Genomic DNA, 12,963 nt, shown 5'->3' on the forward strand with positions numbered 1-12,963 from the left:
CGGAAATTAAGTCCGAAATGCCCGAAGTGCGGTAAATGTCGTAAGGCGTTGATGGTCCCGAAGGGCCCCGGACTCCGCAGCGCCTCGCGACTGACCCCGACTCCCCGCCCAAAAAGAGCGCCGACGCCGACCATGCCCGGCCCCCTGCAACCCGTACAGGAGGCCGGGCATTGTCGCGCATCCGTCCCGGAACAGCCACCGGTATGACCCAGAACGCACCGCCCGATGACCAACCGCAGCGACGGAACATTAGACTCGCTCAAATCGGCAAAGCTCGACCGCAAAGCTCGATCAGCTAACACGCAAGGAGGCACGGGTGGCACTGCTTACCCGTATCAGGGGACCGCGCGATCTGGACCGGCTCAGCCCGGAGGAGCTGAATCAGCTGGCCGCAGAGGTCCGGACCTTCCTCGTCGACGCCGTATCCAAGACAGGCGGCCACCTCGGCCCCAACCTCGGGGTGGTCGAGCTGACCATCGCCCTGCACCGGGTCTTCGAGTCCCCCAGGGACAAGGTCCTGTGGGACACCGGTCACCAGAGCTATGTGCACAAGCTGCTCACCGGCCGCCAGGACTTCTCCCGGCTGAAGATGAAGGGCGGCCTCTCCGGCTACCCCGCGCGCGCCGAGTCCGAGCACGATGTCATCGAGAACTCCCACGCCTCCACGGTCCTCGGCTGGGCCGACGGCCTCGCCAAGGCCAACGAGGTCCTCGGGAAGGACGACCACGTCGTCGCCGTCATCGGCGACGGCGCGCTGACCGGCGGCATGGCCTGGGAGGCGCTGAACAACATCGCCGCCGCCAAGGACCGCCCGCTCGTCATCGTCGTCAACGACAACGAGCGCTCCTACGCGCCCACCATCGGCGGCCTCGCCAACCACCTCGCCACCCTCCGTACCACCGACGGCTACGAGCGCTTCCTCGCCCGCGGCAAGGACATCCTCGGCCGCACACCGGTCGTCGGAAAGCCGCTGTACGAGACGTTGCACGGCGCGAAGAAGGGCCTCAAGGACTTCATCGCCCCGCAGGGCATGTTCGAGGACCTCGGCCTCAAGTACGTCGGCCCCATCGACGGCCACGACATCGAAGCGCTGGAGTCGGCGCTCGCCCGTGCCAAGCGCTTCGGCGGGCCCGTGATCGTCCACTGCCTCACCGAGAAGGGCCGCGGCTATCAGCCCGCCCTCCAGGACGAGGCGGATCGTTTCCACGCCGTCGGCAAGATCCACCCCGACACCGGTCTGCCGATCGCCAGCTCCGGCCTCGACTGGACCTCCGTCTTCGGCGAGGAGATGGTCAAACTCGGCCGGGAACGCGAGGACATCGTCGCGATCACCGCCGCCATGCTCCAGCCCGTCGGCCTCGACAAGTTCGCCAAGGCGTTCCCCGACCGCGTCTACGACGTCGGGATCGCCGAGCAGCACGGCGCGGTCTCCGCCGCCGGGCTCGCCACCGGCGGAGTGCACCCCGTCTTCGCCGTCTACGCCACCTTCCTCAACCGCGCCTTCGACCAGGTGCTCATGGACGTGGCCCTGCACGGATGCGGAGTGACGTTCGTCCTCGACCGGGCAGGCATCACCGGCACCGACGGAGCCTCCCACAACGGCATGTGGGACATGTCGATCCTCCAGGTCGTCCCCGGTCTCCGCATCGCCGCGCCGCGCGACGCCGACCAGGTCCGCGCCCAACTCCGCGAGGCCGTCGCCGTCGACGACGCCCCCACCGTGGTCCGCTTCTCCAAGGGCGCGGTCGGCCCGTCGGTCAAGGCCGTCGGCCGCGTCGGCGGAATGGACGTACTGCGCCACGCCGACGCCGAGACGCCCGATGTGCTCCTCGTCTCCATCGGAGCACTCGCCCCGATGTGCCTGGAGATCGCCGACCTCCTCGACAAGCAGGGCATCTCCACGACCGTGGTCGACCCCCGCTGGGTCAAGCCCGTGGACGAGGCGATGGCACCCCTCGCCGAACGGCACCGCTTCGTCGTCACCGTCGAGGACAACAGCAGGGTCGGCGGCGTCGGCTCCGCCGTGGCCCAGGCGCTGCGCGACGCGGGCGTCGACGTGCCGCTGCGCGACTTCGGCATCCCGCCCCGCTTCCTCGACCACGCCTCCCGCAAGGAGGTCCTGACCGAGATCGGTCTGACGGCCCCGGACATCGCCCGCCAGGTGACGGGCCTCGTCGCGGGACTCGACGGCCGTTACGAGAGCCCCGCGACCGGGGCGGTGGAACCCGCGCGCGACTGACGCCGCCCGCCGCCCGCCACCCGGCACACGCCACCCGGCACCCGGCACCCGGCACGGATCGAACCGGGCCGGTAGGACCACCCTGGACGAGTGGTCCTACCGGCCCATTCGCGTGAACCCCACCCGAATGGCCGCCCGCGCGCCAACGGCCGTCCCGATCATGTCGGGGACGACAAGTGGAGGTGCGCGGTGAGCACAGAGACAGGCCCCGCCCGGCAAACGGGCGCCTTCCGGACCAAGTCCGTCGAGCAGTCCATCCGCGACACGGAAGAGCCGGAGCACGCGCTCAAGAGATCGCTCTCCGCACTGGATCTCACGGTCTTCGGCGTCGGCGTCATCATCGGCACCGGCATCTTCGTCCTCACCGGAGCCGTGGCCAAGCAGAACGCCGGGCCCGCCACCGCGCTCGCCTTCGTCACCGCCGGAGTGGTCTGCGCCCTCGCGGCCCTGTGCTACGCGGAGTTCGCCTCCACGGTCCCGGTCGCGGGCTCCGCGTACACCTTCTCCTACGCCTCCCTCGGCGAGCTTCCCGCCTGGATCATCGGCTGGGACCTGATCCTCGAATTCGCCCTCGGCACAGCGGTGGTGGCCGTCGGCTGGTCCGGATACCTCCGGTCGCTCATGGACAATGTCGGCTGGCGGCTGCCGGACGCGCTCTCCGGCACGAACGACATCACCGGATTCGGCTTCGATCTGCTGGCGTTCCTGCTGGTTCTGGCGCTCACCGCCATCCTGGTCCTGGGCATGAAACTCTCCGCCCGGGTCACCTCCGCGGTCGTCGCCGTCAAGGTCATCGTCGTCCTCGTCGTCATCGTCGCCGGGTCCTTCTTCATCAACACCTCGAACTACAGCCCCTTCATCCCGCCCGCGGTCAAGCAGACCGGCGAATCGGGACTCCGCGAGCCGCTCGTCCAGCTCATGTTCGGCTACGCGCCCACCAACTTCGGCGTCATGGGCATCTTCACCGCCGCTTCCGTGGTCTTCTTCGCCTTCATCGGCTTCGACATCGTGGCGACGGCGGCCGAGGAGACCAGGTTCCCGCAGCGCGACGTGCCCCGCGGCATCCTGGGCTCACTCTTCATCTGCACGCTGCTGTACGTCGCGGTCTCGGTCGTCGTCACCGGCATGCAGCACTACACCGACCTGTCGATCGACGCCCCGCTCGCCGACGCGTTCAAAGCCGTCGGCCAACCCTGGTACGCCGGTTTCATCAGCTTCGGCGCGGTCATCGGACTGACCTCCGTCTGCATGATCCTCCTGCTCGGCCAGACCCGTGTCTTCTTCGCGATGAGCCGGGACGGACTGCTGCCGCGGTTCTTCTCACAGGTGCACCCGCGCTACCGCACTCCGTACCGCGCGACCGTGCTGCTCGGCGTGATCATCGCGATCATCGCGGGCTTCACCAACATCCAGGAACTCGCGGCACTGGTGAACATCGGCACGCTCTTCGCGTTCGTCGTCGTCGCGATCGGCGTCGTCATCCTGCGCCGTACCCGCCCCGACCTTCCCCGCTCCTTCCGCACCCCGCTGGTGCCGCTGCTGCCGATCCTGTCCGTGGCGGCGTCGCTCTGGCTGATGATCAACCTCCCGGCCGAGACCTGGCTGCGGTTCGGCATCTGGATGGTGATCGGCGTGCTGGTGTACTACCTCTACGGCCGAGGCCACAGCAGACTCGGCCGCGCGACGGTGAGCCCGGCGCCGACCACGCCCCCCACGGGAACCCCGCCGCGGTAACCGGTCCGCGTACCGGCGGCGGCCGGCCGGGGTGCGGTGACGGGCACGGCCATGGCACACCTCCTCCTCGTCGCGGTCTCGCAGTGCCCTGCCGCCCGTCGGTCTGGTGGGCCAGGGGGCCCGTACCCCTGCGGCCTCGGGGCCTGCCCGGGGGCCTGTCCGTCCGTCCGAGGGTGCTCGATCCCGCGGCCTCGCGGACGCTCCCATCCACGGGGCCCGCGGCCCGGCGCCCGCCCGCCGTGCCCGTCGAGCCGCCACCTGTGACGCGGCCCTCAGCCGGGCCCGTACACGGTCCGCGGCCCGACCGTCAGCGCCCCGGCGTCCGTGACCCTGCGCCGCAGTTCGCGGTCGGCCGTGACGACCACACAGGTCCGGTCGAGGGCCACCGCGGCGAGGGCGGCGATCCGGTCGTCCCCGCTGCCCGCGGCCTCCTCGACCCGCACACCGGGGACGGACGCGACACCGCGCGCGGCTCCCTCGACCACCAGCACGATCTCCAAGGGGCCCGGAACACCGGGGACGCCCTCCTCCGCGTACCGGACCAGCCGGTCCCGCAGCCGCTCGGCCGCGCCGCGCCGATCGCGCCACCAGCCGTCGGGTACGGAGCCCACGACATTCGCGCCGTCGACGATCAGCAGCGTCGGCATGGTTCCTCGTTCCTTCCGGGCCCGGATACGGCGGCCTGACACGGCGCCCGGACAGGATGACGTCCGGACGCGACGAAGGGATCGTACGGAAGCCCGCACGATCCCTTCGTACCCCTGATCCCCCCACACCTCACGGCGACGGGCGACGGGTCACACAGGGACGCTCGCGACGCCCGGAGCCAGGAACGGCTTGCCGTTCACCCGCTCGGAGACGCCCTCACGGTCCAGATACGGCGTGATGCCCCCCAGATGGAAAGGCCAGCCCGCACCCGTGATCAGACAGAGGTCGATGTCCTGGGCCTCGGCCACGACACCCTCCTCCAGCATCAGACCGATCTCCTCGGCCACCGCGTCCAGCACACGGGCACGGGTCTCCTCCAGGGTCAGGACGACATCGCCCTGCCGCAGGAGAGCGGCGACCTCCGGGTCCAGCTCCGGCCGCCCGGAGTCGTAGACGTAGAAGCCCCGCTTGCCCGCCTTGACGACCGCCGCCAGATTCCCGGAGACCGTGAAGCGGTCCGGGAACGCCCGGTTGAGGGTCTCGGAGACATGCAGACCGATCGCCGGACCCACCAGCTCCAGCAGCACCAGCGGCGACATCGGCAGCCCCAGCGGCTCGACCGCCTTCTCCGCCACCTCGACGGGCGTGCCCTCGTCGATGACGTTCTGGATCTCGCCCATGAAACGGGTCAGGATGCGGTTGACCACGAACGCGGGGGCGTCCTTGACCAGTACGGCGGTCTTCTTCAGCTTCTTCGCCACACCGAACGCGGTGGCGAGCGAGGCGTCGTCCGTCTTCTCACCCCGGACGATCTCCAGCAGCGGCAGCACCGCGACGGGGTTGAAGAAGTGGAAGCCGACGACCCGCTCCGGGTTCTTCAGCTTCGACGCCATCTCGGTGACCGAGAGGGACGAGGTGTTGGTGGCCAGGATCGCGTGCGCCGGAGCGACCGCCTCCACCTCCGCGAACACCTGCTGCTTGACGCCGATCTCCTCGAAGACGGCCTCGATGATGAAGTCGGCGTCCCCGAAACCCTCCGCCTTGTCCAGCACACCGGTGACCAGCGCCTTCAGCCGGTTGGCCTTGTCCTGGCCGATCCGGCCCCTACCGAGCAGCTTCTCGATCTCGGCGTGGACATAGCCCACCCCCTTGTCGACGCGCGCCTGGTCGATGTCGGTCAGCACGACCGGCACCTCCAGCCGGCGCAGGAAGAGCAGCGCCAGCTGCGAGGCCATCAGCCCCGCGCCCACCACGCCGACCTTGGTCACCGGGCGGGCCAGGTTCCTGTCCGGCGCGCCCGCCGGGCGCTTGCCGCGCTTCTGCACCAGATTGAAGGCGTAGATACCGCTGCGGAGTTCACCGCCCATGATCAGATCGGCCAGCGCGCGGTCCTCCGCGTCGAAACCGGCCTGGAGAGCCGCGGCCCCGGTGGCCTTCGCGGCGGCGATGATCTCCAGGGCGCGGTAGGCGGCCGGAGCCGCGCCGTGCACCTTGGAGTCGGCGATGGCACGACCGCGGGCCACCGCCGCGTCCCACGCCTCACCGCGGTCCACCTCGGCGCGCTCGACCACGGTCTCGCCCTTGAGGACCGACGCGGTCCACGCCAGCGACCGTTCCAGGAAGTCCGCGCCCTCGAAGAGCGCGTCGGCGATGCCGAGTTCGAAGACCTGCCCGCCCTTGAGCTGACGGTTCTGGTTGAGCGAGTTCTCGATGATGACCGTGACGGCCCTGTCCGCGCCGATCAGGTTCGGCAGCAGCGCGCAACCGCCCCACCCCGGTACGAGACCGAGGAAGACCTCGGGCAGCGAGAACGCCGGGATCGCCTTCGAGACCGTCCGGTACGAGCAGTGCAGACCGACCTCGACACCGCCGCCCATCGCCGCGCCGTTGTAGTACGCGAACGTGGGCACCGCGAGCCCGGCCAGCCGCTTGAACACCTCGTGCCCGCTCTTGCCGATGGCGAGGGCCTCGCCGTGCTCACGCAGCAGCTCGACGCCCTTGAGGTCGGCCCCGACGGCGAAGATGAACGGCTTGCCGGTGATGCCGACGCCGACGACCGAACCGTCGGACGCCTCCTTCTCCACCTGGTCGATCGCGGCGTCCAGATGCGCCAGCGACCGAGGGCCGAAGGTGGTCGGCTTGGTGTGGTCCAGGCCGTTGTCCAGCGTGATCAGCGCGAAGCGGCCGGCGCCCGAAGGGAGGTCGAGATGGCGCACGTGCGCCTGGGTGACGACCTCGCCGGGGAACGACTCGGCCGCGCCCTTGAGCAGTTCGGCAGTGGTCACGGTGCTCACTTGTCCCCCTCGAAGTGCGGGTTCTCCCAGATGACGGTCGCGCCCATGCCGAAGCCGACGCACATGGTGGTCACTCCGTAGCGGACCTGCGGCTGCTCCTCGAACTGCCGGGCCAGCTGCGTCATCAGCCGGACGCCGGAGGAGGCGAGCGGATGGCCGAACGCGATCGCGCCGCCGTACTGGTTGACGCGCGGATCGTCGTCGGCGATCCCGTAGTGCTCCAGGAAGGCGAGCACCTGCACGGCGAACGCCTCGTTGATCTCGAACAGGCCGATGTCCCCGATGGACAGCCCGGCCTTGGCCAGAGCCTTCTCCGTCGCCGGGATCGGGCCGTAGCCCATCACCTCGGGCTCGACGCCGACGTACGCGTACGACACGAGCCGCATCCTGACCGGCAGGCCGTTCTCGCGCGCGAAGTCCTCGGACGCGATGAGGGATGCGGTGGCGCCGTCGTTGAGCCCGGCGGCATTGCCGGCGGTGACCCGGCCGTGCGGACGGAACGGGGTCTTCAGCCCGGCGAGGTTCTCCAGCGTCGTGCCGGGACGCATCGGCTCGTCCTGGGTGGCGAGTCCCCAGCCGGTCTCCCCGGCCTCCGGGTCGGTACGCCGCACGGAAATGGGCACCAGGTCCTGCTGGATCTTTCCGTTGGCGTACGCCTTCGCGGCCTTCTCCTGGGAGCGCACGGCGTACTCGTCGGCGCGCTGCTTGGTGATCGCCGGGTAGCGGTCGTGCAGATTCTCGGCGGTCATGCCCATGAAGAGGGCGGACTCGTCGACGAGCTTCTCGCTCACGAAGCGGGGGTGCGGGTCGACGCCCTCGCCCATGGGGTGACGGCCCATGTGCTCGACGCCGCCGGCCACGACCACGTCGTACGCGCCGAACGCGATCGACCCGGCGGTCGTCGTGACGGCGGTCATCGCGCCCGCGCACATCCGGTCGATCGAGTAACCGGGAACCGACTGCGGCAGCCCGGCGAGGATGCCGGCGGTGCGTCCCAGGGTGAGCCCCTGGTCACCGATCTGCGTGGTGGCCGCGACGGCGACCTCGTCGATCTTCGCGGGGTCGAGTGCCGGGTTGCGGCGCAGCAGCTCCCGGATCGCCTTGACGACGAGATCGTCGGCCCGGGTCTCGTGGTAGACGCCCTTCGGGCCCGCCTTGCCGAACGGGGTGCGGACGCCGTCGACGAAGACGACGTCCCTGACGGTACGAGGCACGATGGCTCTCCTCCAGGGTGCGGATGGCACTGCTGCGGGGCGCGACGGCTAAGCGCGCGCTCCTCTCATGCTACTTGCGGGTAACCCTGGTGCCAATCTTCTGGGGGCTCGGTTCTCCCCGGACTCCGTCCGGGGGGACCCCCACGGGGCGCTCTGAGCGTGTGTCGACGGTCGACCGTGCTCGATCCCTCGTTCCTCGGGACCTCCGCGCGCTCTCTTTCGACACCCGCGCGCCCCTTCAGCTCACTCGGCCCCTTCTTTTTGGGCTCGGTTCGCCTCCGGGGCGCTTTGAGCGTGTGTCGACGGTCGACCGTGCTCGACCGCTCGTTCCTCGCGGCCTCCGCGCGCTCTCTCTTTCGACACCCGCGCGCCCCTTCAGCTCACTCGCCAGGAGACCTCCGGCCAGCGCACCCACCCGCGTGTCTTTGGCTCACTCGGCAGGGGGCGGCCAACCGGGGGGTGGGACGTACCTCCGGTCGGGGGTTGCCGGGGGCCGGCCGGAAATGAGCGTTTGGCGAGGGTCAGGCGGATGCGGCGAGAGCCGTGACCAGGGCCGGGGTCACCTGTGCGATCTGCCAGGGGCGGGCGCCGTAGCCCGCCAGGTCCTCGGCCACCGTGTCCGGGTCCAGGCGCTGCGGGGGCTCCCAGCACAGGCGGCGGACCGTGTCGGGGGCGATCAGGTTCTCCTGCGGCAGGTTCAGCTCCTCGGCCAGCGCCGAGACGGCGGCGCGGGCCGCCGACAGCCGGGCCGCCGCGATCGGGTCCTTGTCCGCCCAGGAGCGCGGCGGCGGTGGACCGTTCAGGGGCTGGCCCGGCTGCGGCAGCTCCGCGTCGGCGAGCGCCTTCGCCCGGTCGACCGCCGACTGCCACTGCTCCAGCTGACGTCTGCCCATCCGGTGGCCGAAACCGGTCAGCGCGGTCAGCGCGTGCACATTCGGCGGAAGGGCCAGCGCCGCCTCGATGATCGCGCCGTCGCCCAGCACCTTCCCCGGCGACACGTCCCGCCGCTGAGCGATCCGGTCGCGGGCCGTCCACAGTTCGCGTACGACCGCCATCTGCCGGCGTCGCCGTACCTTGTGCATGCCGGACGTCCGCCGCCACGGATCCTGCCGAGGCGGGGCCGGCGGCGCGGAGGCGATCGCGTCGAACTCCTGGCGGGCCCACTCCAGCTTCCCCTGCCGGTCCAGCTCCTTCTCCAGCTCGTCCCGGAGGTCCACGAGCAGCTCGACGTCCAGCGCCGCGTACCGCAGCCAGGGCTCGGGCAGCGGGCGGGTGGACCAGTCGACCGCCGAGTGGCCCTTCTCCAGGGCGTACCCGAGCACCGACTCGACCATCGCGCCGAGCCCGACCCGGGGGAATCCGGCCAGCCGTCCGGCCAGCTCGGTGTCGAAGAGCCGGGTGGGGATCATGCCTATCTCGCGCAGACAGGGCAGGTCCTGGGTCGCGGCGTGCAGGATCCACTCCGTACCGGCCAGCGTGTCGCCGAGCACGGAGAGATCGGGGCAGCCCACCGGGTCGATCAGGGCGCTGCCCGCGCCCTCACGGCGGAGCTGGACGAGATAGGCCCGCTGGCCGTACCGGTAGCCGGAAGCGCGCTCGGCGTCCATGGCGACCGGTCCGCTGCCCGCGCCGAACGCGGCGACGACGGCCGCCAGCGCATCGGCGTCGGCGACCACCGGGGGGATGCCCTCACGGGGCTCCAGGAGGGGAATCGGTGTCTCTTCGGCTGCGACGCCGGCGTCCGGGGGAGCGCCCCCGGCGGTTCGCAGTGCGGTCTCTGCTGCGGTGTCTTGGGCGTCGGTCACGTGTCAAGGGTATCCGTGAACGGAGCGCGCCTGTCGACGGAAACGATCCGCCGACAGGCGCGCGGGGTGTGTGCATGGTTCAGTGAATGATGCCCGTACGCAGGGCGACTGCGACCATCCCGGCCCGGTCGCCCGTGCCGAGCTTGCGCGCGATGCGGGCGAGGTGGCTCTTGACGGTGAGGGCCGACAGGCCCATGGAGACGCCGATCGCCTTGTTCGACTGGCCCTCCGCCACCAGCCTGAGGACCTCGACCTCGCGGCCGGACAGCTCCCGGTAGCCGCCCGGGTGGCTCGGGGCGCCCGGGGGACGCCGGTGGCCGAGACGCGCCGCCGCGGCGCCGATGGGGGCGGCGCCGGGCCGGGTCGGGTGGCCGATGTTCGTTCGCGTACCGGTGACGACATAGCCCTTGACGCCGCCGGCGAGTGCGTTGCGCACCGCGCCGATGTCGTCGGCCGCGGAGAGCGCGAGGCCGTTGGGCCAGCCGGCGGCACGGGTCTCGGACAGGAGGGTGAGCCCGGAACCGTCGGGCAGGTGGACGTCGGCCACGCAGATGTCACGTGGGTTGCCGACGCGGGGACGCGCCTCCGCGATGGACGATGCCTCGATCACGTCACGTACTCCGAGCGCCCACAGGTGGCGGGTGACAGTGGAGCGGACGCGCGGGTCGGCCACGACGACCATGGCCGTCGGCTTGTTCGGGCGGTAGGCGACCAGGCTTGCGGGCTGCTCGAGAAGAACGGACACCAGGCCTCCTGGGGGGAAGGTGCGGGACGGGGCCGGCTCGGGGATGAAGCCGGGGCGAACCGTGAAGTTAGGGTCATTGACCTCTTCGGCACCAAACCCGGAAGCCTTTAGAGAATGATCACGATTTGGTGAGTGATAATTGGTGCAATTCGGACGTGTGATCGATCATCCTACGAGTGACCTGACGGATCGTTACCAGAGGGTGGGTGCGCCCGGGGGCGTGGCGCGGGGCCGGAGCGGTCGTGGGGGCGGTGACGCGGTACGGGGCGGCGGAGAGGCTGGGGGAGCGAGAGGACGGTTACGTGGGGGGCAAGCGGAAACGAGGACGCGGTCCGGACTCAGTGTCCCGGACCGCGTCACCCCGCCGTGTCGGCCGTACCTCACCGATGCTGCGGCCCCCGCCGCTGCGGAAGCGTCACCACACCCGTCACGGCGTCCGCCGGACCGGCCGGCGACGGTGGCAGTCCGGCGATCTGACAGAGCAGATCGCACCAGGCCACAAGGTGTGCGGAGGTGTCCGGCACACCGCCCCGGCCCTCCTTCGGAGTCCACGACGCCCGGATCTCGATCTGGGTCGCGGGACGCCGTTGTGAGAGTCCACCGAAATAGTGAGAGCTCGCGCGGGTGACGGTACCGCTCGGCTCTCCGTAGGAGAGCCCGCGTGCCTCCAGCGCGCCCGTCAGCCACGACCAGCACACCTCGGGCAGGAGCGGATCCGCCGCCATCTCCGGTTCCAGTTCCGCGCGTACCAGAGTCACCAGCCGGAACCCGCCCTGCCATGCCTCGTGACCGGCCGGGTCGTGCAGCAGCACGAGCCGGCCGTCCGCGAGATCCTCTTCGCCGTCGACGACCGCCGCCTCCAGGGCGTACGCGTGGGGCGCGAGCCGCTGTGGCGGGCGCGCGGGATCGACCTCGATCTCCGGGCGCAGTCTGGCGCCTTTCAGCGCCTCGACCGCGAGCCGGAACGCGCGTGGGACGCCCTTCCCTTCCGCGCCGTCCGTGGAATCGGCGCTGTCTGAATGTTCAGCATGATCGGAAAAACGTCCCTGAGCCGCAGCCATGCGGGGAAGAGTAGGCGGAATGGGGCTCCGGTGCAGGCAAGGACACCCGTGCGGGGCCGGTGCTTCCCGCGTACGTGCGAAGATTTGGGTCGTGAGCGCCAACGACCGCCCCTCGGGCCAGCAGCCGAAGACGTACGAATCCGCCTTTATGAAGGCGTGCCGACGCGAGCCGGTTCCGCACACTCCGGTCTGGTTCATGCGGCAGGCGGGCCGTTCCCTGCCGGAGTACCTCAAGGTCCGCGAAGGCGTCGCGATGCTGGACTCCTGCATGCGGCCGGACCTGGTCACCGAGATCACACTCCAGCCGGTGCGGCGGCACAAGGTCGACGCGGCGATCTACTTCAGCGACATCGTCGTGCCGCTGAAGGCCATCGGCGTCGATCTGGACATCAAGCCCGGCGTCGGGCCGGTCGTCGCGGACCCGATCCGTACCCGCGGGGATCTGGCGCGGCTGCGGGACCTGACGCCCGAGGACGTCTGGTACGTCACGGAGGCCATCGGCCTTCTGACCGAGGAGCTGGGCGCGACCCCGCTGATCGGCTTCGCGGGCGCTCCCTTCACGCTGGCGAGCTATCTGGTGGAGGGCGGGCCGTCCCGCAACCACGAGCACACCAAGGCGATGATGTACGGCGACCCGGGCCTGTGGGCGGATCTGCTGGACCGGCTCGCGGAGATCACCTCGGCGTTCCTGAAGGTGCAGATCGAGGCGGGCGCGAGTGCGGTGCAGCTGTTCGACTCCTGGGTGGGGGCGCTGGCCCCCGCGGACTACCGGCGCTCGGTGCTGCCCGCGTCGGCCAAGGTCTTCGACGCGGTCGCGTCGTACGGCGTCCCCCGTATCCACTTCGGCGTCGGCACGGGCGAACTGCTCGGGCTGATGGGCGAGGCGGGCGCGGATGTCGTGGGCGTCGACTGGCGCGTTCCGCTCGACGAGGCGGCCCGCCGGGTGGGGCCCGGCAAGGCGCTTCAGGGGAACCTGGATCCGGCGGTGCTCTTCGCCCCGCCGGAGGTGGTCGAGTCCAAGGCCCGTGAGGTGCTGGCCGCGGCGGCGGGGCTGGAGGGGCATGTGTTCAACCTGGGGCACGGGGTGCTCCCGACGATGGATCCCGACGCGCTGACCCGGCTGGTGAGCTTCGTCCACGAGGAGACGGCGCGGTAGCGGTTCCGTCTCCCCGTCGGCGGCGTCCCGTGGCGGGCCGCCGTCCCCGGTCCGCCACCGCCGCCGC

The 12,963-nt window shown here is 70.7% G+C and carries 9 protein-coding genes; 3 read left to right on the top strand and 6 right to left on the bottom strand.

The genetic code is table 11. The features are described from left to right. The first annotated feature begins 316 nt into the window (after positions 1-316). Positions 317-2,239, top strand: a complete 1,923-nt coding sequence (gene dxs / locus ACWEFL_RS17750) for a 1-deoxy-D-xylulose-5-phosphate synthase (protein ID WP_451713130.1) — start codon at positions 317-319, stop codon at positions 2,237-2,239. Between the two features lie 189 nt (positions 2,240-2,428). Next, positions 2,429-3,973, top strand: coding sequence for an amino acid permease (locus ACWEFL_RS17755; protein ID WP_451713133.1), 1,545 nt, complete (start codon positions 2,429-2,431; stop codon positions 3,971-3,973). Between the two features lie 272 nt (positions 3,974-4,245). On the opposite strand, the gene ACWEFL_RS17760 is transcribed toward ACWEFL_RS17755, so the two are convergent. From ACWEFL_RS17760 to ACWEFL_RS17785, 6 genes are all read right to left on the bottom strand, one after another. Beyond that, the gene (locus tag ACWEFL_RS17760) at positions 4,246-4,620 is read right to left on the bottom strand and encodes an NTP pyrophosphohydrolase (RefSeq protein WP_451713134.1); all 375 of its coding nucleotides are present in this window, start codon (positions 4,618-4,620) and stop codon (positions 4,246-4,248) included. A gap of 150 nt (positions 4,621-4,770) precedes the next feature. Next, positions 4,771-6,906: a 3-hydroxyacyl-CoA dehydrogenase NAD-binding domain-containing protein gene (locus ACWEFL_RS17765; protein ID WP_451713436.1), complete on the bottom strand. Its 2,136-nt coding sequence runs from the start codon at positions 6,904-6,906 to the stop codon at positions 4,771-4,773. A gap of 5 nt (positions 6,907-6,911) precedes the next feature. Beyond that, the gene (locus ACWEFL_RS17770) at positions 6,912-8,129 is read right to left on the bottom strand and encodes a thiolase family protein (protein ID WP_451713137.1); all 1,218 of its coding nucleotides are present in this window, start codon (positions 8,127-8,129) and stop codon (positions 6,912-6,914) included. 521 nt (positions 8,130-8,650) lie between these two features. Beyond that, positions 8,651-9,934 carry an HRDC domain-containing protein gene (locus ACWEFL_RS17775; protein ID WP_451713140.1) on the bottom strand — a complete coding sequence of 428 codons (1,284 nt, stop codon included), beginning with the start codon at positions 9,932-9,934 and terminating at the stop codon, positions 8,651-8,653. Positions 9,935-10,013: 79 nt separating this feature from the next. Next, positions 10,014-10,679: a response regulator transcription factor gene (locus ACWEFL_RS17780; protein ID WP_015037008.1), complete on the bottom strand. Its 666-nt coding sequence runs from the start codon at positions 10,677-10,679 to the stop codon at positions 10,014-10,016. 380 nt (positions 10,680-11,059) lie between these two features. Continuing rightward, positions 11,060-11,740 (bottom strand): DUF3000 domain-containing protein, encoded by a 681-nt coding sequence (locus ACWEFL_RS17785; RefSeq protein ID WP_451713143.1) that lies wholly within the window; start codon positions 11,738-11,740, stop codon positions 11,060-11,062. A 91-nt stretch (positions 11,741-11,831) separates the two neighbouring features. Between ACWEFL_RS17785 and hemE the strand changes: the two genes are divergently transcribed. Continuing rightward, on the top strand, positions 11,832-12,896 hold the full coding sequence (gene hemE / locus ACWEFL_RS17790) for a uroporphyrinogen decarboxylase (RefSeq protein ID WP_451713146.1): 1,065 nt from the start codon (positions 11,832-11,834) through the stop codon (positions 12,894-12,896). Positions 12,897-12,963 lie beyond the last annotated feature (67 nt).

The sequence above is a fragment of the Streptomyces sp. NPDC004838 genome (genome assembly GCF_053600955.1).

What these genes read in the sequence shown, in the direction of transcription:
- ACWEFL_RS17785 (WP_451713143.1), bottom strand. Translation starts at nt 11,740, where the DNA reads ATGGCTGCGGCTCAGGGACGTTTTTCCGATCATGCTGAACATTCAGAC.
- ACWEFL_RS17760 (WP_451713134.1), bottom strand. Translation starts at nt 4,620, where the DNA reads ATGCCGACGCTGCTGATCGTCGACGGCGCGAATGTCGTGGGCTCCGTA.